This window comes from Kitasatospora sp. NPDC058492, from assembly GCF_042720685.1.
Taxonomy (GTDB): domain Bacteria; phylum Actinomycetota; class Actinomycetes; order Streptomycetales; family Streptomycetaceae; genus Kitasatospora.
The window spans coordinates 60,557-82,969 of sequence record NZ_JBHXMU010000002.1 but is presented as its reverse complement, the minus strand read 5'-3'; the positions used below and the strand labels follow the sequence as shown (position 1 = coordinate 82,969).

The window sequence follows — 22,413 nt, the reverse complement described above, 5'->3', positions numbered from 1 at the left end:
GTGAAGGGGTACTGGTGCGCGCACTCGAAGCTTCTCTCTCCGATGTGCTCGGCTCCCCCGGAGTGGTCGGTGCCGCGCTCGTCGACGCCGTCACAGGTCTCAGCTACCAGTCCGCCGGGGACCACCGGCTGCTCGGGACCGGGGCCGAACTCGCCGAGCTGACCAACCTGATCGGCGAGCGGCTGTACGAGGCAGGGGCGGAGAGCGAGTTGGAGAGCCTGGTGGTCACCAGCACCCGCCATCACCAGGTCGTCCAGGTGGTGTCCCGGAAGGGCGACCCCCTGCTGCTGGCCACCGTGCTGGACCGGGAACGGACCAACCTGGCGCTGGCCGTCCGCCAGACCGCCGACCGCGCGCAGGACTTGCTGGCATGACCGACCCGTCCCACGACACGGCTCCGCCCGCCATGCCCGCAGCTCCCACGGCGCCGGCTCCGCCCACCGCGCGCAACGTGCCCGCGCTGCTGCTCGCGCTGCGCCGGACGGAGTTCACCGGCTCGGTCACCGTCTCCAGCGCACCGGGCGGCACGATCCACCTGGAGCAGGGTCTGGTCGCGGCGATCGAGACCCCCGGGGCCCCGACCGCCGCGACCCTGCTGCTGAAGTCCCGGCGCGTCGGCGAGGAGGAGTGGGCGTCCGCCGAGACGGCCGCGTCCGTCGGCCGGCCGGCCGACACTCCCCCGACCTGGGGCGGCGACCTCGGCGCGGCCCTGGTGGCTCAGGGGTCGATCGGCGCCGCCGAGCTCGAAGCCGTCTGCACCGCCGCCGCCTTCGACGGGGCCTTCGCCCTGGTGCTGAGCCCGCCCGGCAGTTGGGAGACGGCCGAGGCGGCGCCGCCTGCCAGGATCGCGCTGCGCCCGGGCATCGAGCCGGAGCAGCTCTTCGAGGAGACCGCCCGGCGGACGGCCCTGCTGACCCGCCTCTGGGGACCGCCCGGCGAACTGGCCCGCATCCGGATCCGTCCTGCCGCCCGGGCCGAATCCGGCGCGCTGCGGATCCCGGTCCGCTACCGGGAGATCCTGGCCGCCGCCACCGGCCGCCGCACCGCGCGCGACCTCGGCTTCGCCCTGGGACGCGGTGTGTTCGCGGTGCTCCTCGACGTCGTACGGATGGACGCCCGGCACCTGCTCCACCGGGAACCGGCGCACCCCACTCCCCTGGCACCGAGCGTGGCCCCGCGCATACCGACGGGCGAACCGCCGCCGGCCGACACCGGGCCGCTGCCGCGCCGCGTCCGCAGCGGACGCGGCGCGGGTGGTCCGGGCGGCCCCGGCGGCCTGCCCGCCCGATCCGAGGGAGCGGCGGCCGCTTCCGAGGGTCCACCGAACGCACACCGCGCCGAACACACCGCGCGTACCGAGACGACCGAGCAGAGTGAGAAGAGCGCACCATGAGCAGCCAGACACCGACCGCCGTGCTGGTCGACGAGTTGAAGTCCCTCCGCGACCGGGTCATGGGCATCTCGGAGAGTGTCATCTCCACCACTGACGGCCTGTTGGTGGCCGCCGACACGGCCGCCGTCCACCCCGAGTCGGCCGCCGCCCTGTCGGCCGCCATGCTCGGCCTCGGCCGGCGCACCGCGGCCGAGGTCGGCGTGGGCGGCCTGCGCGACGTGGTCACCCGCTGCAACAGCGGCTACGTCGTGGTGCTGGCGATCGGGGAGCAGGCACTGCTGATGATCCTGGGAGACGAGGGCCTCGACGTCGCCGGCCTGCACCGCGAGTCGCCCGCCACGGTCCGCCGCCTGAGCGAGCTGCTCGGGATGGTCCCCGCGGTCTAGGGGCTCTCTTTCGGATCACGCCGGGCGCGCGACGCCGGAGCACGCACCTCGCCGCGTTGTCGTCGGTCGCCGATACTCCGCATGGACTCCCTCCTCCGCCTTGCGATGCACGCACTCCGACGCCGCGCGCTGATCCGACGTGATCCGAAAGAGAGCCCCTAGTCCCAACGCCGTTCAGTAGTAATCAGGGGCGATCGAGCCGATCTCCGCACAGGGCCTCGACCAGCCGCCGGGCCCGGGTCTCCTCCGAGAGGAGCGTCTCCACCAACGGCCCGGTTCCCTGCCTGTCCGTGGCGCCGGACAGGTAGGCCTCGACCGCTCGCGGGTCGGCCGCGAGCGGCACCCGCCCGGCGGTGAGCGCCGCGTGGGCCCGGGCGTAGTCCAGGCCGAGCCGGGCCAGCCGCACCCCGCCCGCGTGCCGCTCGGCCGGGTCCGCGCCGCCCTCGCCGGCCAACTGCGGGTGCCGGCAAGCCACTTCGTGCACGGCGAGAACGGCCAGCAGCACGTGCTCGGTGCCGGGCGCACGGCGGCCGAGGCGCTGCGCCTGCCCGTCGACCTCCAGCCGGACCCAGGCCATCGGCGCGACCGCGATGTTCATCTTGGCGAAGCCGGGCACCAGCAGCCGCTTCCAGCGCGGCAGCCGGTACGGCGTGCGGCCGAGCAGCGCGTCCCGGGTGGGGCGCAGCAGCGGGTCGAGGTCGTCCAGGTCGTCGGGGGCGCCCGGGGCACCGGGACCGTCCGGCACGTCGGGGCCGGCGGGCACCGCCAGCCGCTCCAGCACCGCTCCCGGCGCGACGCCCGCCGCGTGCAGCAGTTCGGCGGCCCGGGCGTGCGGATCGGCGAGCAGGGCGCGCAACAGGTGTTCTGCGCTGAACTTCCGCTCGCCGTCCTGCCGGGCCCGCTCCATGGCGCCGGCCAGGGCGCGGGCGGCGGCGCCGCTGAGCAGCAGGCCGCGCTCCCCGGTCGGGCCGAGCACGTCGCGGGCCGGCACGCTCGCACCGGCCCCGTCGTCCGAGCCCCAGCGTGCCGTGTCGACCCCGCCCTGGCGGTCTCGCAGGACGGCGAGCAGGGCGGTCGCGGTCGCCCCGGCGGCCGACAGGGCCTCACCGGCCGGGCCCTTCGCCCCGGCGACGGCGGCCAGCAGGTGTTCCGTCCCGAGGCGGCCGTCACCCCCGCCGCGCGCGCCCCGGGCCGCGCCCAGGACGCCGAGCGTGCGCCAGTCCGGTTCCAGCGTCGTCTCCATCCGAGCCCTCCCACCATGATGTTTTGCCCGAACTATATGCCTGCTTTGCTCGCCCTTTACACGTGACTGCGCGTCAAGGAAACGTCAGAACCGGCCGGTTCTGGACTCAGGGCGCGGAGGCCGGGTCGGCGGCGCTCACCGGGACGTCCGGGTGGCGGAACCAGGACCCCTGCACCAGCCGCTGCACCAGCATCAGCACCGCGCCGAGCAGCAGCGCGCCCAGCCCGATCACCGTCACCCCGCCGACCCGGCCGATGCCCGGCAGGTCGATCGAGGTGGCACCGTAGTCCGGGTCGGCGTAGACGTCGAAGGCGCCGTAGGCGAAGAAGTACAGCAGCATCAGGCCGCCGGCCAGCGGCAGCACGCCCTTGAAGACGAAGTCCCGGACGCTGCGGGTGAGGACCCGGCGGTAGTACCAGACGCAGGCGAAGCCGGTCAGGCCGTAGTAGAAGGCGATGCCGAGGCCGACCGAGGCGATCGAGTCGGCCAGCACGTTGCCGCTGATCGCGGTGAGCAGGACGTAGAAGGCGATCGACGCCAGGCCCATGGCGACCGTCGACCAGGTCGGGGTCCGGTGGCGCGGGTGCACCCGGGCGAAGCCGGTCGGGATGGCCCGGTGGGTGGCCATCGAGAAGGTGGTGCGGGCGGTGGGCAGGATCGTCGTCTGGGTGGAGGCGGCGGCCGAGGTCAGCACCATCAGGATCAGCAGCCGGCTGAGCACCGCGCCGATCCCGGTGGTGCCGAACACCGCGTCACCGAGGCCGGACAGCACGTCCCCCGAGTGGGCCGGGTTGCCGAGCCCGATGCCGTCCGCGCCGACCCCGGCGAAGGACTGCGCCGAGGTCGCGACCAGGACGTAGATGAGGAGCAGCAGCACGGTGGAGATGACGGCCGCGCGGCCGGGGGTACGGGCGGAGTCGGCGGTCTCCTCGTTGACGGACACGGCGGTGTCCCAGCCCCAGTAGATGAAGACCGCGGCCAGCATGCCGGCGGTGAACGCCGAGGTCGAGGGCACGTTGAACGGGTTGAACCAGGACGCGTCGACGGGGATGGCCGTCGGGGGCGCGGCGGAGCCGTACGCCTTGACGAGCGCGGTGGCCGAGAAGGCGACCAGCATCACCACCTCGACGGCCAGCAGCCGGCGCTGGAGGGTGGCGGACAGCTCGATGCCGACGTAGCAGATCGCCGTCATCAGGACGATCCACACCACCCCGGCGCTGGTCGTCCACACCCGGCTGTCCGCGAGCGAGTCCAGGCCGACCAGCCGGAAGCCGTACACCCCGGCGATCTGCGCCAGGTTGGCCATCACGATGACGTCGGCGACGACGATGCCCCAACCGCCCATCCAGCCGGTGCGCGGGCCGAACGCCCGGGCGGCCCAGGTGAAGGTGGTGCCGCAGTCCGGGTCGGCGGCGTTGAGCTCCTTGTAGGCGTAGGCGATCAGCAGCATCGGGATGAACGCCAGGACGGTGACGACGGGCGCCTGGAGGCCGACCCCGACCACGACGATGCCGAGGGTCGCGGCCAGGCTGTAGGCGGGGGCGGTGGAGGCGAGACCGATGCACACCGAGGACAGCAGGCCCAGGGCGCCGCTCTTCAGGCCCTTCTCGCCCGCACCGGAACCCGTCGGACGGTCGCTCGGACCGCCGGTCGGGGGGCTGGTCGGGGACGCCGGCACTGGCCCCACCCCCTTGAGTGCGCAGCGGGGGCCGCGAGGACCGATCTGGTCGTCTCAGCGTAACGCCGCCCTCGGCGGGCGGCCCGGGGACGGCGAGCAGGCGGCCTGGGCGCAGGGCTTCCGGGCTTCCGGGCTTCCGGGCTTCCGGACTGGACGGACGACGCGCGGCGCGGGCCGTGGTGCGGTCGCGGCGGTGCCCGCCTGGCTCGGCGGGCCCGCTGTCCGAACGGCGACCGCTCCGCCGCCACGGCGCCGCGCGCCTCCTACCTGTTTTCCACCGGTTGCCGAGGGCTCCGGAGTACCGGCCGGAGCCCTGGTCTCGGCGTGGTCCGCCCGCCGGCCCGAAGGCCGGTGAGGGACCGTCTGTGGGGTTTCACCCGAGTTGGTCGAGGCGCAGCCGCGCCACCCGGACCGTCCGGCGCGGCAGGGTGGTGGGCAGGGCCACCAGCAGGGCGGTGGCGGTGAACATCGCGAAGTGCGAGCCCTCCGGCCAAGGCCCGGCCCAGCCCAGTTCGCCGTGCCGGTGCTCGGCGAAGGCGTTGCAGCACAGCCAGGCCGCCAGTCCGATCAGCGGCGCCGCCCGGGGCCGGGAGAAGCCGCCGAGGATCGCGCACAGGCCGAGGTAGGCGACGTAGGCGAGCCCACCGGAGTGCAGTTCGCCGAGCCCGCCGAGGCCCATCGCCAGGACGCCGCCGGCGAGCAGGGCCACCGTGCCCGAGGTCGGGGCGGAGAGCCGCTCCAGGACCGGGTGGTAGCGCCGCCCGCCCGGCCGGGCCGCGTACATCCGCACGGCCTACCTCTTCGCGGCGACGAGTTCGGGCGCCGGGCCGACCGGCAGGTGCCACCGGGTGCGCCGGTGCAGCGCCTCCAGCTCGTGCAGCAGCTCGGGCACCGGGACGGTCAGCACCGGGCAGCCCGCCTCGCGCGCGCAGTGCGCCGTGACCGAGCGCCGCAACCGACGCCGCAGCAGACCGCCGCTCTGGCCGAGGACCAGCAGGTCGTCCGGCCGGTCGGCGGCCTGGACGAGGGCGGGCCCGGTCTCGCCCCTGATCACCAGCGGGCGCAGCGGCACGCCGGGGTCGGCGCCGCCGAACGCCGCGTCGAGGGCGTCCCGCAGCCGCTGTTCGGCCGCCTCCCGCACCGCCGCGAGCAGCGGCGGGCACGGCGAGCGGCGGTAGCCGAGTTCGCCGCCGGGCGGCTCCCAGGCGAGTACCGGGACGAGTTCGGCGCCACGGCTGCGGGCTTCCGCCACGCCGCGGTGCAGGGCGGCGAGGCTGCCGAGCGATCCGCTGACCCCGACCACCACCCTGCCGGTGCCGCTGCCCTGGTGCCGCCCGTTGCCGTGCATGGTCCGTCCTCGCGTCGTCGTTCCGGTACCCGGCGTGTCGCCCGGTGTGTCACCTGGCGCGTCACCTGGTGTGTCGTCCTCCACCCAACCGCCGCGCCGGCCGCCCGCCGCCCGTCCTTGACGCCTTCCTGACGCCCCGGGCCGCCTTCCCAACGCGCTCCATACGCCGACCGCCCGCCTGCCTCCCGCCGGCACCTGGTTTCACCCGTTCGGCGGAGCCAGGAAGCCGGGAGCCGGAACGCGGCGGAAGCCGGGAGCCGCGCGGCGGCACAGTGCCCCGGATGCCGGATCGCGGGCGATCAGCCGTGGCGTCAGGCCGGGGCACGGGCGAGGTCGAGGATGTAGGCGGTGCCGCCGGCGGGGGACGGTTCGACGGTGAGCTCGCCGTTCATCGCCTCGACGAAGCCCCGCGCCACGGTGAGGCCGGCACCGTCGACGGCCGGGCCGGGGGCCCTCACCCGGAGGTGGATCCGCCCGGCCACCGCGCCCGCGTCCACCAGGGCGGGCCTGGCGGCCCCCGCCAGGACGTCGGCGAGGGCGCGTTCCAGCAGCCCGGCGTCGGCGAGCACGGGCGGCAGGCCGTCCGGGAGGGCGAGGCGCACGTCGCGCTGCTCGCCGCCCTGCTCGGCGGGCAGGGTGGCCAGCGCGGCGGCGAGCACCGGGGCCAGGGCAGTCGGGCGCAGCAGCACCGGTTGCTCGCCGGCCCGCAGCCGGTCGAGGTCCAGCAGGTCGGCGACCAGGCGTTCCATCCGCCGTACCTCGGCGGCGATCCGCCGCCCCGGCGGCCCCGGCAGGTCGGCGGCCTCGCGGCGCAGCGCGGCGAGCGGGGCGCGCAGGTCCTGTCCGACGGCCTCCAGCAGTGCGGTGTGCAGGGCGTCGGTGTGGGCGAGGGTCTCGGCGGCGGCGGCCTGGGCGGCCAGCCGTTCGCGTTCCCGGGCCAGTCGCAGCTGGGTGACGTAGGGGCCGAGCAGTCGGGTGTCCTGCTCGGTGAGCGCCGGTCCGCGCAGGGCCAGGACGGCGTCCGGGCCGAGGTCGACGGCGAGCGAGGCCTCTTCGGGGCGCTGCGGGAGGGCGGTGCCGGAGGCGGCGGTGGGGCGCCAGAGCCGGCCGGTGCGGACCAGGACGACGGCGCCCTCCAGGCCGAGCACCTGGCGCAGGTCGGCGACCAGGTCGGGCACTGCGCGGGCGCCGGATTCGACCGCCGCGCCGGCCAGCCGGGCCAGCACCGCCGCTTCGGCGCGGGCCCGGTCGGCCTGCTGGGAGCGGCGGGTGAGGCCGTCGATGAGGTGGGCGATGATCCCGGCGACGGCGAGGAAGAGCAGCAGCGCGGCGAGGTCGGCGCCGCGGGTGACGGCGAGGCTGTGCCAGGGCGCGGTGAAGAAGTAGTCGGCGGCGAGCGCCCCGGCGGCGGTGCTGGCGGCGGCGGGCAGCAGGCCGCCGAGCCGGGCGGTGGCGGCGACGACCAGCAGCAGGCAGAGCAGGGCGCCGGGGAGGGCCAGCGAGTCGCGCAGCGGGGAGAGCGCCCAGGCCAGGGCGGCCGTTGCGGCCGGGCCGGCCAGCCAGGCCAGGCGCCGGCGGCGCGGCGGGACGGCGGCCGGGCGGCGGCGCCGGGGTGCGGGCGGGACGGCCAGCAGGCCGGGTTGGGGCGGGGGGACGACCCGGACGTCGATCGGGCCGGCCAGCCGGATGACGCGGTTGATCACCGAGCCGGAGACCAGTTCGCGCAGGCGGCTGCGGCTGGTCGGGCCGAGCAGGATCTGGGTGGCGCTCTCGGCGTGGGCGAAGTCCACCAGGGCGCGGGCGGCGTCGTTGCCGTCGACCTCGATGTAGCCGCCGTGGAGTTCGTGCAGCAGTGCGCGCTGGCCGGCGAGGGCGGGCGGCTCGTGGACGGTGGCGCCGTCGTCGGGCCGGACGTGCACGCCGATCAGGTCGCCGTGCACCCGGGTGGCGGTGCGGGCGCCGCGGCGGATCAGGTGCTCGCCCTGCGGGGCCCCGTTGAGGGCGACGACGATGCGTTCCTTGGTCTCCCAGGGCGCCCGGATGCCGTGCCGGGCGCGGTAGTCGGCGAGTTCCTCCTCGACCCGGTCGGCCAGCCAGAGCAGGGCGAGTTCGCGCAGGGCGCCGAGGTTGCCGGCCCGGAAGTAGTGGTCGAGGGCGACGTCGATCCGGTCGGGCGGGTAGATCGCGCCCTGGGCCATCCGGGTGCGCAGGGCCTGCGGGCTGAGGTCGACGAGTTCGATCCGGTCGGCGGCGCGGACCACCTCGTCGGGGATCCGTTCGCGCTGGGCGACGCCGGTGATCTGTTCGACGACGTCGTTGAGGCTCTCCAGGTGCTGGATGTTGACGGTGGTGGCCACGTCGACGCCGGCGTCGAGGAGTTCCCGGACGTCCTGCCAGCGTTTGGGGTGGCGGCCGCCGGGGGCGTTGGTGTGGGCGAGTTCGTCGACGAGCGCGAGCTGCGGGCGGCGGGCGAGCAGGGCGTCGACGTCGAGTTCGGTGAGGGTGGTGCCGCGGTGGCCGACGGTGCGGCGGGGCAGTACGGGCAGGTCCCCGAGCTGGTGCTCGGTGCCCCGGCGGCCGTAGGTCTCGACGAGTCCGACGACGACGTCGAGGTCTTCGTCGTCGCGCAGCCGGCGGCCCTCGGCGAGCATGGCGTACGTCTTGCCGACCCCCGGCGCAGCCCCCAGGAACACCCGCAGTCGTCCGCTCACCGCCGTGCCGCCACCTCCTCGGTGTCCATGCTCCGCCGGGGCGCCGGGGTGCGCGAGGGGGCGGGCGCTCCACCGGAGTGGCGGGGCGCGCAAGGCGGCCGACGAGAGATCTGGATGGTGCTATCGCCATTAGCACCATGTTGCTGAAGCTGGACACCGGCGACGCCCGCCCCCTGCACGAGCAGGTGGCGGGCGCGATCAGGCGGGCCGTCGCCGAGGGCGAGTGCGCCCCCGGGGACAGGTTGCCACCGGCCCGGGAGCTCTCCCGGGCGCTGGGGGTGAACACCAACACCGTCCTGCGCGGGCTGCGCACGCTGCGCGACGAGGGCGTGCTGGAGTTCCGCCGGGGCCGTGGCGTCACGGTCGCCGAGGACGCCGACACGCGCTCCGAACTGGCCGAGCGGGTACGGCAGTTGGTTGCCGATGCGGCCCAGGCCGGCTACAGCAGGAACGATCTCGTGGACATGATCAGGGGGATGTCGTGACGGACGGGAAGCTCATAGCGAAGGAGCGCCGGGAGCCCGGGGCGGGGCGCGGCGCGTTCTGGGGCGCGGTGGCCTGGTCGGCGGGCGTCCTGGCCCTGCTGATCGCGCTGCCGTGGGCCGCGCGCCACCGGCTGCCGGACCCGCTCGCCACCCACTGGGGCGGGCAGGACCCGGACGGCTCCATGTCACTGACGGCGGCCGCGCTGTTCCCGGCGGCGGTCTGGCTGGTGCTGGTGCTGGCCGCCGCGGCCACCCTCCGGTTCCGGGCCGGGACGGCGCGCGGTGCCATCGGGGCGGCGCTGGCGGCCGGCGGAGTGCTCCTGACGGGGGCACAGACCTCCATCGTGCACGCCAACCTGGACCGCGCGCGCTGGCAGGAGGCCGCGCCGATGGGCTTCGAGGTGGTCGTCCTGGTCGTGGCGGCGGGCCTGGCCGGCCTGCTGACCTGGCTGGCCGTCCGCCCGCACGTCGACCACCCCGCCGGGGCGCGCCCGACGGCCGGGGCGCCGACGCTGACGGCCGCGCCGGGCGAGCACCTGGTCTGGCTCTCCCGAGCCGCCAACGCGTGGCTGCAACTGGCCTCGGCCGTCCTCGCCCTGGGCGCCCTGGGCGCCGTGCTGGCGCCGGCCAGCGGGCTGATCGCGCTCAACTGGTCGCTGATCGTGCCGTTCGCCTCCACCTCCGTCATCACGCTCGGCTGCTCCTCGGTCACGACCCGGGTGACCGCCGACGGCCTGTCCGTCGACTTCGGCCCGTTCGGCTGGCCCAGCCGGCGCTGGTCCCCCGCCGACCTCGACTCGGCCCGCGCCGAGCTGCGCACCCCCGCCCAGGCCGGCGGCTGGGGCTACCGCGTCAACGGCCTCGGCACCACCGTGATGCTGCGCCGCGGCGTCTGCCTGGTGGTCCGCACCCGGCGCGGGCGCGAGTTCGCCGTGAGCGTCGACGACGCCGAGCGCGGCGCGGCCCTGCTCAACTCCCTCATCGCCAGGTCCGCCAGCCCCACCGGCTGACCCCCGTCACGCCGCTGGGGTCCGTCTTCAAACCGCCCGTTCAGGTGGTGTGGACAGGGGCCGCACCGTGGGTACACCAGCTGACAGCTGCTCACAGTGCAGAGGGCAAGGAGGCGTCCGTGACCCACGAACGGCGGACGGCGAAAGCCCCGGAGCGCGACGCGGTCGTCGCCCGGGGAGGCACCAACCAGGACGAACGGACCATCACCTTCCTACGACTCGGCGTCGGACTGATCGGCATCCTGCTGCCGCTCGCACTCCCCCTGGGGAACTGGCTGTTCGCCGAGCTCAGGGGCCAGAGCACGGCGGGATTCTGGCCGGCCTCGATGAGCGGCTCGTACTACACCAGCACCCGGAACCTCTTCGTGGGCGGCCTGTGCGCGCTCGGGGTGTTCCTGATCTGCTACCGCTTCGACCGCCGGGACGACCGCTGGAGCACCGCCGCCGGCGTGTTCGCGCTCGGGGTCGCCCTGTGCCCGACCGCGCCGCAGGGCGCCACCGCGTTCCAGGGCGCGGTCGGCCTGCTGCACTACGCCTTCGCCGGACTGCTGCTCTTCGTGCTGGCGATGTTCTGCGTGTACTCCTTCCGCAACCCGCGCTCCACCCAGCCGTCCTGGGTCAGCCGGGCCTACCTGGCGGCCGGGGTGCTGATCCTGGTGCTCCTGCTGCTCGCCGTCGTCGCCGGGGTGGCCGGCGTCGGCACGGACTGGGCCGTCCGGCCGCTGTACCTGTGCGAGTGGTTCTCGACCTGGGCGTTCGGTGCCGCCTGGACCGGCGCCGCGCTCGAACTGGCCGCCGCCGGTCGATCGTACGGACACCACCCGCTCCTCCCGGGGCAGAGCGGCTCCCCCGCCACCGGCAGCCCGGCGGCCCAGCCCTAGGATGCGCCCTTAAGGGGGCCTTAACCCCAAGAGATGGTCATCTTGTCGTCCCGGAACACCGTTACCATGCGCACCAAGGCCCGCCACCAGGGCGGCCGGTGACGGAACCCCAGCAACGGGAGGACGAGCATGTCGAACGAGGTCCGGGCAGGGCGCGGTCCGCAGGAGGAGTACCCGTCGGTGGATCTGCGGATGGACGTACCGCACTCGGCGCGGGTCTACGACTACCTCATCGGCGGCAAGACCAACTTCGAGGCGGACCGCGTCGCCGCGCACGCCTCGGTGCAGGCCTGGCCGTCGCTGCCGATCTCCATGCGCACCACCCGCGACTTCATGCAGCGCGCCGTCCGCCACCTCACCGAGGAGTACGGCGTCCGGCAGTTCCTGGACATCGGCACCGGCATCCCCACCTCGCCCAACGTCCACGAGATCGCCCAGTCGATCGCCCCGGACGCGCGGGTCGCCTACGTCGACAACGACCCGATCGTGCTCACCCACGCGCGGGCCCTGATGTCCAGCACGTCGCAGGGCCGCACCTGTTACGTGGACGCCGACTTCCGCGACCCGGAGTCGATCATCCAGAACCCCCGGCTGCGCGAGGTCCTCGACTTCTCCCAGCCGGTGGCGCTGTCGCTGATCGCCATCGTCCACTTCGTGCTCGACGAGGACGACCCGCAGGGCATCGTGCGCCGCTTCATGGACGCCCTGGCGCCCGGCAGCTTCCTCGCCCTGACCGTGTTCACCGGGGACACCGACCCGGTGGGCGTGGGCGGCGTCGGCCGGGAGTACAACGCGCGCGGCATCCCGCTGCAGATCCGCGACCAGAAGGAGACCGCGGCCTTCTTCGACGGCTACGACCTCCTCGACCCCGGCGTCACCCTGGTCCACCACTGGCGCCCGGACGCCGGGGCCGCGCCGATCCGCGACCAGGACATCGCGATGTACGCGGGCGTGGCGATCAAGCGCTGAGCCCGCCGACGTCAGCCGGGGACGGCGACCAGGCCCGCCTCGTAGGCCAGGATGACGAGGTGGACCCGGTCGCGGGCGTCGAGCTTGGCCAGCAGCCGGGTCATGTAGGTCTTCACGGTGGCGATGCTGAGGACCAGTTCGGCGGCGATCTCGGTGTTGGACAGGCCCCGGCCGACCAGGGTGAGGATCTCCCGCTCCCGGTCGGTGATCGCGCCCAGCCGCCGGGCGGCCGCTGTCGGCCCGGCGACCGGCGCCGGTGCAACGGCCGGTGACGCGGCGGCCGCCGGGCCCGGGGCCGGCCGCTGGTCCGCGAAGGAGGAGATCAGCCGGCGGGTGACGCTCGGTGCGATCAGGGCGTCCCCGGCGGCCACCACCCGGACGGCGGCGAGGATGTCGTCCAGCGCCATGTCCTTGACCAGGAAGCCGGACGCCCCGGCGCGCAACGCCGCGTACACGTGGTCGTCGTCGTCGAAGGTGGTGAGCACGACGACCCTGGTCGGCCCACCACCACCGGTGATCAGGCGGGTCGCCTCGATGCCGTCCATGCCGGGCATCCGCAGGTCCATCACGACGACGTCGGGCCGCAGTTCACCGGCCAGCCGGACGGCCTCGGCGCCGGTGCCGGCCTCGCCGACCACCTCGACGTCGGCGGTCTCGGTGATGACCATCTCCAGCGCGGCCCGGACCAGCGGCTGGTCGTCGACCAGCAGGACGCGGGTCATGCATTCACCTCCACGGGGATCGGCAGTCGGACGGCGACCCGGAAGCCGCCCTCGGGGCGCGGACCGGCCTCGAACTCGCCGTCCAGCAGGCCGACCCGCTCGCGCAGCCCGGCCAGGCCGAAGCCGGTGCCCCGGCCCGGGTCGGTGCCGGTGCCCGTGCCCCGGTCGGTGATCTCCACGGCCACCTCGCCCGCCGTGCGGCGGTCGACCAGGACCTCGCAGGAGCGGGTGTCCGCGTGCCGCACCACGTTGGTGACGGACTCCTGGATGACGCGGAACGCCGAGAGGTCGATCTCCGGTGGCAGCGGGCCCTGTTCACCCCGCCGCCGGACCTCGACCCGGACGCCGGCGGCCGTGGTCGCGGCGGCCAGCCGGTCGAGGTCGGCCAGGCCCTGGGGGGTGGTCGCCGACGTCTCGCCGTCGGCCTGGCGCAGCGCGACGAGCATCCGGCGCAGCCCGGCCAGGGTGTCCCGGCCGGCGTTCTCGATCTCGCCGAGCGCCTGCTTGGCCCGTTCGGGGCGGGTGTCGATGACCCGGCGGGCGGCGCCGGCCTGGAGGGCGACGATGCCGATGGTGTGGGCGACGGTGTCGTGCATCTCGCGGGCGATCCGCAGCCGTTCGGCGGTGACGGCCTCGGTGGCCGCCCGGGTGCTCAACGCCCGGGCGTGCTCGCGGTTCTGCCGCATCGAGCGGCCGATCAGCCAGGCGACCAGGGCGAGCAGCGCGGCGCCGTCGGCGGAGCCGATGTGGGTGCCGGTGAAGATGCCGACGGTGTTGCCGTGCACCAGGCCGATGTGCAGCACGAGCAGGCTCATCACCAGCGCGAACGCGGCCCGCGAGCTGCGGCGCGGCCGGGTGGCGGTGATCAGGCAGAGCGCGACGTCCACGGCCAGCAGGGAGGCCGGCGGCACCTGGGTGTCGGCGGCCCAGCCGTCGGTCTCCGTGAAGGCGGCGACGAACAGCAGGGCGACCGCGAGCACCGGAAGGCGGCGCACCAACGCGGCACCGGCGAAGGCCACCACCGTGGTGGCCAGGGTGAAGGACAGGCCGCCGTGGGCGGCGGCCCCGCCGTGGTACCGGGCGTTGCCGCCGAGCAGGACGGCGGGGTACGCAGCGGCCACGCACCAGGCGAGTCCGACCCAGACCTCGGGCGGAACGCGCCGGAACAGGGGCGGAGAGGGCGTCGCAAGCATACGAAGATCGTATCGGCGGCCCGAGGCGCCGTCATCGGACCGTGGTTGTACGACCGGGGGTGACAGCCGGGGCGCGCGGTGTCAGCGCCGGTCCGATGCGGCGGCCCGGCCCCGCCCGGCACCGTTGAGCCCATGATCGAAGTCACCGAGCTGACCAAGCGCTACGGCCGCACCACCGCCGTCGAACGCCTCACCTTCACCGTCCGGCCCGGCCATGTGACCGGCTTCCTGGGCCCCAACGGCGCGGGCAAGTCCACCACCCTGCGGCTGATCCTCGGCCTCAACGACCCGACCGGCGGCACCGCCACCATCGACGGCCGCCCGTTCCGGTCTCGGCCGCGCGGCCTGCGCGACGTCGGCGCCCTGCTCGACGCGGGCGACGTCCACGGCGGGCGCAGCGGCGCGGCCCAGCTGCGGGCGCTGGCCCGCGCCAACGCGATCCCGGCCGCGCGGGTCGAGGAGGTGCTGCACGAGGTCGGGCTCACCAAGGCCGCCGGGCGCCGGATCCGCGGTTACTCGCTGGGGATGAAGCAGCGCCTGGGCATCGCCGGCGCGCTGCTCGGCGACCCGCCCGTCCTCCTCTTCGACGAGCCGCTCAACGGCCTCGACCCGGAGGGCGTGCTGTGGGTGCGCGGCCTGTTCCGCCGCCTCGCAGCCGAAGGGCGGACGGTCTTCGTCTCCAGCCACCTGATGGCCGAGATGGAGCACACCGCCGACCGCCTGGTGGTGATCGGCCGGGGCCGGCTGATCGCCGACGAGAGCCTGGCGGAGTTCTCCGCCCGGGCCGGCCGCACCGGCGTCACCGTCCGGGCGGCCGAACCCGACCGGCTGGCGGCCGTGTTGACCGCGGCGGGCGCCACCGTCCGCCCGGGCCCGGACGGCGCGCTCGCCGTGACCGGCCTGGACGCCACCCGGATCGGCGAACTCGCCCTGGAGCAGCGCCTGTTGCTGCACGCCCTGACCACCCGCACCGCCTCCCTGGAGGAGGCGTTCATGGAACTGACCGCCGACAGCGTCGACTACCTGGCCGGAGAGCCCCGATGAGCACCGCGACCACCACCCCCCGCCCCCTTCCCCGGCCCCTTCCCCGGCCACGCGCCCGCTTCGGCGACCTGCTCGCCGCCGAGTGGATCAAGTTCTGGTCCCTGCGTTCGACCGTCTGGGTGCTGGGCCTGAGCGCCCTGTTCATCATCGCCGCCAACCTCAAGGCGGCCCGGTACACCTACGACCACTACACCGTCGGCGACGGCGATCCGGCGACCATGCTGCAGGTCGCGCTCGGCAACTCCTTCACCATGATCGCCGCCGACGTCGTGATGATCGTCGCGGGCAGCGTCGGCGCGCTCGTCCTGGTCGGCGAGTACGCGAGCGGGCTGATCCGCACCACGCTGGTGGCCGTCCCGGACCGCCGGGCCGTGATCGCCGCCAAGGCCTGCGTACTGACCGCGGTCATGCTCGGCTACGGCGCCGTCACCGCGGGCGTCTCCTTCGGCGCCTGCCAGGCGGTCCTCGCCGACACCCACATCGGCGTGTCCGCCACCGACCCGACCGCGCTGCGCTTCGTCGCGGCCGCCGCCCTGTTCGCCCCGGTCTGCGCCCTCGCCGGATTCGCCCTCGGCGCGCTGATCCGGCACACCGCCGGAGCCGTGGTGGGCACCGTCCTGGTGCTGTTCTTCCTGCCGGCGTTCTTCAACGAGCGCTACCGCTGGTCGGCCGACCTCCTGCACGCCATGCCGCTCCAGGCCTGGCGCCGGCTGGCCCAGGTCGACCTGACCCACTCGCTGCCCTCCGCGCACCCGGCCACCGTCGCCGGCTCCTGGGCCACGTTCGCGCTCTGGGCGCTCGCCTCGGTGGTGGTCGCCGCGGTCGCCGTCCAGCGCCGCGACCACTGACCCGCCGTCCGGCGGCGGCGCCGGAAACGCTGCTCACCCGTCGCGGCGGCCTGCCGCCACATCCGCCAGAGCCACCAGCAGCGCCGCCAGGACCAGGCCCGCCGCGACCGTCACGCCCAGTTGGAAGGCCAGCGCCCAGTCCGGGCGCGGGCCCTGGGCGTGGGCGAAGAAGACCGAGCCGACGATGGCGATGCCGACCGCCGAGCCGACCCGCTGGGCGGTCTGCATGACGCCGCCGGCGCTGCCCGCCCGGGCGATCGGCACCTGCTGGAGGGTCAGGGTCTGGTTCGGCGCGATCACCAGCCCGCTGCCCACCCCGGCGACCAGCAGCGGCAGCACCGTCGCCCAGCCGATCGCCGACCCCGTCCACAGCTGCACCGCCAGGGCCGAGGCCAGCAGGCCGGCCAGGACCAGCACCAGGCCGAGCAGCACCAACCGGCGGCCCAGCCGGTGCACCAGCCGTCCACCGATCGCCGCGGACACGCCCGAGCCCAGCGCGAACGGCGTGATCGCCAGGCCCGCCGTCAGCGCCGAGTAGTGCAGGCCCGCTTGGAGGTAGAGCGTGAAGATGAAGAAGATCGCGGTGAACCCGGCGAAGTACACCAGCGACAGCGCCACCCCCGCCGCGTACGGGCGCACCGCGAACAGCGCCATGCTCACCAGCGGCTCCCGGCCCCGCGCGTAGTACCGCTCCCAGCCCACGAAGGCCCCCAGCAGCACCGCCGCCAGCGGCAGCAGCAACCAGCGCGTCGAGCCGTGCCACTGCTGCGCCTGGACGAACGGCAGCAGCAGCGCGACCGTCCCGGCACCGAGCAGCAGCACCCCGACCGGGTCGAAGTCCCGGTGCCCGGCCCGCGAGGCCGCCGGCGGGGGCGGCGGGAGCAGCCGGTAGGCGATGGGCAGGGCGGCCACGCCGATCGGCAGGTTGACCAGGAACACCCAGCGCCAGCCGTTCTGCGGGCCGAACAGGTGGATCAGCAGGCCGCCCAGCAGCGGGCCGACGGCGGTGGACAGACCGATGGTGGCGCCGAGCGCGCCGAAGGCCCGGCCGCGCTCGGCGCCCTGGAACAGGACCTGGATGAAGCCGGAGACCTGCGGCACCAGCACCCCGCCGGCCGCGCCCTGGAACAGCCGGGCCAGCACCAGCCACTCCTGGTTCTGCGCCGCCCCGGCCAGCGCGCTGGCCGCGGTGAACAGGGCGAGCCCGGTGAGGAAGACGGCCCGGCGGCTGCGGGCGTCGCCGAGCCTCCCGGACGGGACCAGCACCAGGCCGAAGGCGAGCGCGTAGCCGCTGAGCACCCACTGCAGGCCGCTGTCGGACATGTGCAGCCCGGCCCGCACGGTCGGCAGGGCGACGTTGACGATGCTGACGTCCAGCAGCGTCATGAACCCCGCGACCAGGCAGACCGTCAGCGCCCGCCAGCGCCGCGCCTCGGCCCGCCGGCTCGCGGCGGAAGCGCCGGGCCGCTGTTCCGGTGTGCTGCACGGGGGTTGGGCCGTCATGGGAGCACCTTCCGGGCGTCCGGCGGTCGTCTGGCTTCGCGTCCGGCGACCGGCCGTCGACCGGTCTTCCCGGTCCGGCTGCCCGCCCGCCACGCGTGCCCCCCTCCGAACGGCCATCGTGGACGGCGCGGCCCCGGAGCCGCCAGCCGGGCTGCGCCGCCCGCGCCGCCGCTCACCCGGACGGCCGAACCCGATCGCGGCCTCTCCCGGCGCCCCGGAGGCTGAGGACATGAACGCCGCCACCGAAACCCCGCCGACCGCCCCGCCGGTGCTGGACGTCCGGCAGCGCAACGTCGTCTTCGGCACCATCGTGCTCGGCATGCTGCTGGCCGCGCTCGACCAGACCATCGTCGGCACCGCGCTGCCCACCATCGTCGCGGACCTCGGCGGGGCCGCGCACATGTCGTGGGTGGTGACGGCCTACCTGCTGGCCGAGACGGTGGCCACCGTGCTGGCCGGCAAGTTCGGCGACCTGTACGGACGCAAGCTGCTCTTCCAGGTCTCGGCGGTCGTCTTCATCACCGGCTCGTTCCTCTGCGGCCTGGCGACCAACATGACGCTGCTGATCGCCTGGCGGGCGCTCCAGGGCATCGGCGCGGGCGGCCTGATGGTGACGGCCATGGCACTGATCGCGGACGTCATCCCGCTGCGCGAGCGCGGCAAGTACCAGGGCGCGATCGGCGCGGTGTTCGGCGTGGCGACGGTGATCGGGCCGCTGCTGGGCGGGCTGTTCACCGACCACCTGTCCTGGCGCTGGGCGTTCTACGTCAACGTGCCGATCGCGATCCTGGTGGTGATCGCGGCCGCCCGGACCATCCCCTCGGTGCGCTCGGCGGTGCGCCCGGTGATCGACTACCTGGGGATCGCACTCGTCGCGATCGGCGCCAGCGCCCTGATCCTGGCGACCAGTTGGGGCGGCAACGAGTACGCCTGGGGCTCCGGGGTGATCATCGCCCTGTTCGCCGGCGGCGCCGTCGCCCTCGGGCTGTTCTGCTGGGTGGAGAGCAGGGCCGTCGAACCGATGCTGCCGATGCGGCTGTTCCGGAACCCGGTGTTCGCGGTCTGCTCGGTACTCAGCTTCATCGTCGGCTTCGCGATGCTCGGCGCGCTGACCTTCCTGCCGACCTTCCTGCAGTACGTCGACGGCGACTCGGCGACCGTCTCCGGCGTGCGGACGCTGCCGATGGTGATCGGGCTGCTGCTCGCCTCGATCGCCAGCGGCAACGCCGTCAGCAAGACCGGCCGGTACCGGGTGTTCCCGATCGTCGGCACCCTGGTGATGGCCGTCGGCCTCTACCTGCTCTCCCGGCTCGAACCCGGCACGGGCACCGCGCTCGCCTCCCTCTACATGTTCGTGCTCGGCGTCGGCATCGGGCTGAGCATGCAGGTGCTCACCATCGCCGTGCAGAACACCGTCGACTACGCGGACCTCGGCACCGCCACCTCCGGGGTGACCTTCTTCCGCACCATCGGCAGCTCCTTCGGCACCGCCGTGTTCGGCACCATCTACGCCAACAGCCTCAAGAGCGAACTCGCCCGGGGCGTGGCCTCCTCGGCCCACCTCACCGGCGCGGACCCGGCACTGCTCACCCGGGCCGCCGAGAGCCCGCAGGGCCTGCACCGGCTGCCCGCCGCGCAGGCGGCCCCGATCATCCAGGCCTACTCCGACGCCCTGCACACCGTGTTCCTGTGGACGGTGCCGGTCGCCCTGGTCGGGTTCGTGGTCGCGCTCTTCCTCAAGCAGGTGCAGCTGCGGGACACCGCCCGGGCCGGCTCCACCGACATGGGCGAGGGCTTCGCCCAGCCGACCACCAGCGACTCCGACCCGCACCTGGAGTACGCCGTCGGCAAGCTCGTGCGCGGCGTGGACCTCGACACCGTCCGCTCGATCGTCGACGACGCCGACACCCGGGTCGACCTGGCCGGGGCCTGGGCGCTGATGGAGGTCGCCGGCCACACCAAGGCCGTCGGCCAGGCCTCCCTGGACCTCATCGCCGCCCGCAAGCGGGTGCCGCCCGAGGTCCTGGAGCCGGTCTTCGACCGGATGGCCGCCGAGGGCTACCTCACCCGCGACGGCGACCGGCTCTCCCCCACCGAGGCCGGCTCCCAGGAGGTCCGCGTCCTCGCCCAGGCCTGGTCGGACTGGCTCAACGCCCGGCTGGACGCCGACGCCGGCCGCCCGCGCAGCCCCCAGCTGCGCACCGCGGCGACCGCCATCGCCTGGCGCCTGATGGTCGAAGACCTCGCCAACGGCCTTCCGGCCCACGCCCGTTCGAAGGCCGCGGCGCGAACCTAGGGCTTCCTCGCCAGGATCAGTTCGCGCCGCACGCCGTCGGCCATCAGGTCGCCGAGCTCGTCGGTCTCGGCGAAGCCGTTGCGGAGGTAGAGGGCGATGGCCGCGTCGTTGTCGGGGTTCACCGCCAGCTTGAGGGTGGTGAACCCCTGCTCGGCGGCCCAGCGGGCGATCGCGCCGATCAGCCGGTCCCCCACGCCCCGGCCGCGCGCCGCCGGGCCGACCCACAGGGAGATCAGCTCGGCGGCCGCCCCGCCCTCGTCGGCCGGGACGCCACTGGCCATCGCGACCGGGCGGCCGTCCAGCACCGCGACCAGGTCGAGGGCGCCGGGGATCTCCAGGCGGGAGCGCCAGCGGGCCTCGTGGTCGCCGGCGCCCTGCCAGTCCGCCAGGGTGGAGCCGAAGGCGTACGGTGCCTCGGTCAGCGCGGCCAGGCGCAGCTCGCGCCAGAGCGCCCAGTCGTCGGAGCCGAGCCGGCGCAGGTCGGGTTCGCGCGGTTCCGGTTCGTGCAGTTCGGGTTCGTGCAGTTCGGACATGGTGCGGACCTTGCCGCAGGCCGGGCGGCACGGCAAGCGGATTACCCGGTTCAGCCCACGAGCGGCGGGTTGAGGCGGGCGAAGGCCTCCTGCCGACGGTAGGGGAAGTACGGGTACGGCGCGGTGCGGGCGCTGGCCGCGTCCAGCCGGGCGACCTGCTCGTCGGTCAGCGACCAGCCGACCGCGCCGAGGTTCTGCCGCAGCTGCTCCTCGTTGCGGGCGCCGATGATGACCGAGGAGACGGTCGGGCGGCGCAGCAGCCAGTTGATGGCGATCTGCGGGACGGTGCGGCCGGTCTCGGCGGCGATCCCGTCGAGCGCGTCGACCACCCGGTACAGCAGTTCGTCCTCGACCGGCGGGCCGTAGTCGGCGGTGTCGTGCAGCCGGCTGTCGGCCGGGAGCGGCCGGCCGCGCCGGATCCGGCCGGTGAGGCGGCCCCAGCCGAGCGGGCTCCACACCAGGGCGCCGACGCCCTCCTCCTGGGCGAGCGGCATCAGCTCCCACTCGTAGTCGCGGCCGACCAGCGAGTAGTAGACCTGGTGGGCGGCGTAGCGGGGGCGGCCGTAGCGCTCGGCGACGGCGAGGGACTTCATCAGCTGCCAGCCGGAGAAGTTGGAGACGCCGGTGTAGCGGATCTTGCCGGCCCGGACGAGGTCGTCGAGGGTGGCCAGCACCTCCTCGATCGGGGTGCCGGCGTCGTAGGCGTGCAGCTGGAAGAGGTCGAGGTAGTCGGTGTCGAGGCGGCGCAGCGCGTCGTCCACGGCCCTGGTGAGGCGGGCCCGGGAGGTGCCGGCGTCCTGCGGGCCGTCGCCGGTCGGCAGGCCGGCCTTGGTGGAGACGAGCACCTGGTCGCGGCGGCCGCGGATGGCCTGGCCGAGGACCTCTTCGGAGGCGCCGTCGGAGTAGACGTCGGCGGTGTCGAAGAGGGTGACTCCGGCGTCGATGGCGATGTCGAGCAGGCGGCGGGCCTCCTGGACGTCGGTGGTGCCCCAGGCGCCGAACAGCGGTCCACGGCCACCGAAGGTGCCGGTGCCGAGGCTGAGCGCGGGGACCTTGAGGCCGGACGAGCCGAGTCGGCGGTATTCCATGGCGGTTGTCGTGCTGGTTGTCGTGCTGGTTGTCGTGCTGGCTTCCATGGCAGTTCTCCCCTCGAAGCCCTTAACGGGACTCCCATTCCGTTAGGATGGTTCGACCTTAGCAGGGCGCATCGACCTAATGGAACAGGAATCCCGTTAATGACTGCCGAGCCCTCCGCGCCGGACGCCCCGGACGCTCCAGAGACCCCGGACGCCCCGGACGCCCCGGAGAACCCCACGCCCGGGACGCGGCGCCCCGGCGGCCGCACCGCCCGGGTCCGCGCCGCCGTCCTGCGGGCCGCCGAGGACGCCCTGGTCGAGCACGGCTTCAGCGGGCTCGACCTCGGCGACGTCGCCCAGCGGGCCGAGGTAGGCCGGACCACCGTCTACCGGCGCTGGGGCACCACCAGCGCGCTGGTCGCCGACCTGCTCGCGGACATGGCCGAGCAGTCACTGCCGCGCACCCGCAGCGGCTCCCTCGCCGAGGACCTGCGGGCCAACGCCCGGCTGGTCCAGCACACGCTGGCCGACCCCCGGCAGGGGGCTCTGTTCCGCGCGGTGATCGTGGCCGCCACCTGCGACCCGGGCACCGCCGAGGCGCTCCGGCACTTCTACCTGCGCCGGGTCGAGGAGTGGGCGCCGTGCGTCACCGAGGCCGTCGAACGCGGCGAACTCCCGCCGGACACCGACGCGTTCGAGGTGGTCCGGGCCGTCTCCGCGCCGCTCTACTACCGGATGCTCACCACCGCCGAGCCGCTCGACGAGGCCGCCGCCGACCGCGCCGCGGCCGCCGCCGAGGCGGCCGCCCGGGCGGGGGCGCACCGGCAGGAGGGCGTCTGAGAACGTCCGGGAACACCGCCGGGCGCCCCCGGCGGGGAACAGCGCGGCCGCCGCGGGGGGGGCGGGGGGGGGGGGGGGGCCGGGGCGGTTGGGCTGCTTCTCCGGGCGGCCACCCCCGCGGCCGGGGCGTTTCGCCCACGGGGCGGGCCGGCGGGAAGGCTGGCGGTCCAGGGGCACCCTGGGGAACGGCCTAGAAGAAGCTGTCGTCGTCGCCCTCGTAGTAGTTGTTCACGACCACCTCGGGCGTGTCGTCG

Annotated in this window: 21 protein-coding genes; 11 read left to right on the top strand and 10 right to left on the bottom strand. The window is 74.8% G+C overall.

All coding sequences use genetic code 11. The features are described 5' to 3' along the window. The first annotated feature begins 14 nt into the window (after positions 1-14). Genes ACFWPI_RS01960 through ACFWPI_RS01950 form a run of 3 tightly spaced genes read left to right on the top strand, consistent with a single transcriptional unit; the run spans position 15 to position 1,779 of the window. The gene (locus tag ACFWPI_RS01960) at positions 15-374 is read left to right on the top strand and encodes a hypothetical protein (protein ID WP_363587515.1); all 360 of its coding nucleotides are present in this window, start codon (positions 15-17) and stop codon (positions 372-374) included. Further along, entirely contained in the window at positions 371-1,393 is a 1,023-nt protein-coding gene (locus tag ACFWPI_RS01955) for a hypothetical protein (RefSeq protein WP_380370084.1), read from the top strand. The genes ACFWPI_RS01960 and ACFWPI_RS01955 overlap by 4 nt, the downstream gene beginning before the upstream one ends. Continuing rightward, positions 1,390-1,779 carry a roadblock/LC7 domain-containing protein gene (locus tag ACFWPI_RS01950; RefSeq protein ID WP_063350516.1) on the top strand — a complete coding sequence of 130 codons (390 nt, stop codon included), beginning with the start codon at positions 1,390-1,392 and terminating at the stop codon, positions 1,777-1,779. The genes ACFWPI_RS01955 and ACFWPI_RS01950 overlap by 4 nt, the downstream gene beginning before the upstream one ends. Positions 1,780-1,963: 184 nt before the next feature. Here ACFWPI_RS01950 and ACFWPI_RS01945 read toward each other — a convergent pair whose 3' ends face one another. The 5 genes from ACFWPI_RS01945 to ACFWPI_RS01925 form a co-directional block, all read right to left on the bottom strand. Then, positions 1,964-3,022 (bottom strand): Clp protease N-terminal domain-containing protein, encoded by a 1,059-nt coding sequence (locus ACFWPI_RS01945; RefSeq protein WP_380370087.1) that lies wholly within the window; start codon positions 3,020-3,022, stop codon positions 1,964-1,966. Positions 3,023-3,128: 106 nt separating this feature from the next. Continuing rightward, complete coding sequence (locus ACFWPI_RS01940) at positions 3,129-4,700, bottom strand: APC family permease (RefSeq protein WP_380370089.1); 1,572 nt, start codon at positions 4,698-4,700, stop codon at positions 3,129-3,131. 373 nt (positions 4,701-5,073) lie between these two features. Next, positions 5,074-5,490 carry a hypothetical protein gene (locus ACFWPI_RS01935; protein WP_380370092.1) on the bottom strand — a complete coding sequence of 139 codons (417 nt, stop codon included), beginning with the start codon at positions 5,488-5,490 and terminating at the stop codon, positions 5,074-5,076. Positions 5,491-5,493: 3 nt separating this feature from the next. After that, positions 5,494-6,048, bottom strand: a complete 555-nt coding sequence (locus tag ACFWPI_RS01930) for a universal stress protein (RefSeq protein WP_380370094.1) — start codon at positions 6,046-6,048, stop codon at positions 5,494-5,496. A gap of 311 nt (positions 6,049-6,359) precedes the next feature. Continuing rightward, the gene (locus ACFWPI_RS01925) at positions 6,360-8,759 is read right to left on the bottom strand and encodes a DUF4118 domain-containing protein (RefSeq protein ID WP_380370096.1); all 2,400 of its coding nucleotides are present in this window, start codon (positions 8,757-8,759) and stop codon (positions 6,360-6,362) included. Between the two features lie 137 nt (positions 8,760-8,896). Here ACFWPI_RS01925 and ACFWPI_RS01920 point away from each other — a divergent pair, with 137 nt between their 5' ends. The 4 genes from ACFWPI_RS01920 to ACFWPI_RS01905 all read left to right on the top strand — a co-directional run bounded on the left by ACFWPI_RS01920 (position 8,897) and on the right by ACFWPI_RS01905 (position 12,104). Next, positions 8,897-9,244, top strand: coding sequence for a GntR family transcriptional regulator (locus ACFWPI_RS01920; RefSeq protein WP_380370098.1), 348 nt, complete (start codon positions 8,897-8,899; stop codon positions 9,242-9,244). Continuing rightward, positions 9,241-10,254, top strand: coding sequence for a DUF1648 domain-containing protein (locus ACFWPI_RS01915; RefSeq protein WP_380370100.1), 1,014 nt, complete (start codon positions 9,241-9,243; stop codon positions 10,252-10,254). Before ACFWPI_RS01920 ends, ACFWPI_RS01915 begins: the two co-directional genes overlap by 4 nt. A gap of 119 nt (positions 10,255-10,373) precedes the next feature. Continuing rightward, positions 10,374-11,135 carry a hypothetical protein gene (locus tag ACFWPI_RS01910; RefSeq protein ID WP_380370103.1) on the top strand — a complete coding sequence of 254 codons (762 nt, stop codon included), beginning with the start codon at positions 10,374-10,376 and terminating at the stop codon, positions 11,133-11,135. A 129-nt stretch (positions 11,136-11,264) separates the two neighbouring features. Further along, on the top strand, positions 11,265-12,104 hold the full coding sequence (locus ACFWPI_RS01905; RefSeq protein WP_363589115.1) for an SAM-dependent methyltransferase: 840 nt from the start codon (positions 11,265-11,267) through the stop codon (positions 12,102-12,104). An 11-nt stretch (positions 12,105-12,115) separates the two neighbouring features. Here the strand turns inward: ACFWPI_RS01905 and ACFWPI_RS01900 are convergent, their stop codons facing one another. Together ACFWPI_RS01900 and ACFWPI_RS01895 are read right to left on the bottom strand one after the other, a co-directional pair. Continuing rightward, a complete protein-coding gene (locus tag ACFWPI_RS01900) occupies positions 12,116-12,826 on the bottom strand; it encodes a response regulator (protein WP_380370105.1) in 711 nt (236 codons plus the stop codon). Next, positions 12,823-14,019: a sensor histidine kinase gene (locus ACFWPI_RS01895; RefSeq protein ID WP_380370108.1), complete on the bottom strand. Its 1,197-nt coding sequence runs from the start codon at positions 14,017-14,019 to the stop codon at positions 12,823-12,825. Before ACFWPI_RS01895 ends, ACFWPI_RS01900 begins: the two co-directional genes overlap by 4 nt. Before the next feature lie 132 nt (positions 14,020-14,151). Here ACFWPI_RS01895 and ACFWPI_RS01890 point away from each other — a divergent pair, with 132 nt between their 5' ends. Together ACFWPI_RS01890 and ACFWPI_RS01885 are read left to right on the top strand one after the other, a co-directional pair. Further along, entirely contained in the window at positions 14,152-15,063 is a 912-nt protein-coding gene (locus tag ACFWPI_RS01890; RefSeq protein ID WP_380370110.1) for an ABC transporter ATP-binding protein, read from the top strand. After that, on the top strand, positions 15,060-15,911 hold the full coding sequence (locus tag ACFWPI_RS01885) for an ABC transporter permease (protein WP_380370112.1): 852 nt from the start codon (positions 15,060-15,062) through the stop codon (positions 15,909-15,911). Before ACFWPI_RS01890 ends, ACFWPI_RS01885 begins: the two co-directional genes overlap by 4 nt. Positions 15,912-15,944: 33 nt before the next feature. Here ACFWPI_RS01885 and ACFWPI_RS01880 read toward each other — a convergent pair whose 3' ends face one another. Further along, complete coding sequence (locus ACFWPI_RS01880) at positions 15,945-17,414, bottom strand: MFS transporter (RefSeq protein ID WP_380370115.1); 1,470 nt, start codon at positions 17,412-17,414, stop codon at positions 15,945-15,947. A gap of 229 nt (positions 17,415-17,643) precedes the next feature. On the opposite strand from ACFWPI_RS01880, the gene ACFWPI_RS01875 reads away from it, so the two are divergent. Then, a complete protein-coding gene (locus tag ACFWPI_RS01875; RefSeq protein ID WP_380370117.1) occupies positions 17,644-19,710 on the top strand; it encodes an MDR family MFS transporter in 2,067 nt (688 codons plus the stop codon). On the opposite strand, the gene ACFWPI_RS01870 is transcribed toward ACFWPI_RS01875, so the two are convergent. Both ACFWPI_RS01870 and ACFWPI_RS01865 read right to left on the bottom strand, forming a co-directional pair. Continuing rightward, positions 19,707-20,243 (bottom strand): GNAT family N-acetyltransferase, encoded by a 537-nt coding sequence (locus ACFWPI_RS01870; RefSeq protein ID WP_380370120.1) that lies wholly within the window; start codon positions 20,241-20,243, stop codon positions 19,707-19,709. The genes ACFWPI_RS01875 and ACFWPI_RS01870 overlap by 4 nt on opposite strands. Positions 20,244-20,293: 50 nt before the next feature. Further along, the gene (locus tag ACFWPI_RS01865; protein ID WP_380370123.1) at positions 20,294-21,331 is read right to left on the bottom strand and encodes an aldo/keto reductase; all 1,038 of its coding nucleotides are present in this window, start codon (positions 21,329-21,331) and stop codon (positions 20,294-20,296) included. Positions 21,332-21,478: 147 nt separating this feature from the next. Between ACFWPI_RS01865 and ACFWPI_RS01860 the strand changes: the two genes are divergently transcribed. Then, on the top strand, positions 21,479-22,159 hold the full coding sequence (locus tag ACFWPI_RS01860; RefSeq protein ID WP_380370125.1) for a TetR/AcrR family transcriptional regulator: 681 nt from the start codon (positions 21,479-21,481) through the stop codon (positions 22,157-22,159). The last annotated feature ends 254 nt before the right edge of the window (positions 22,160-22,413 follow it).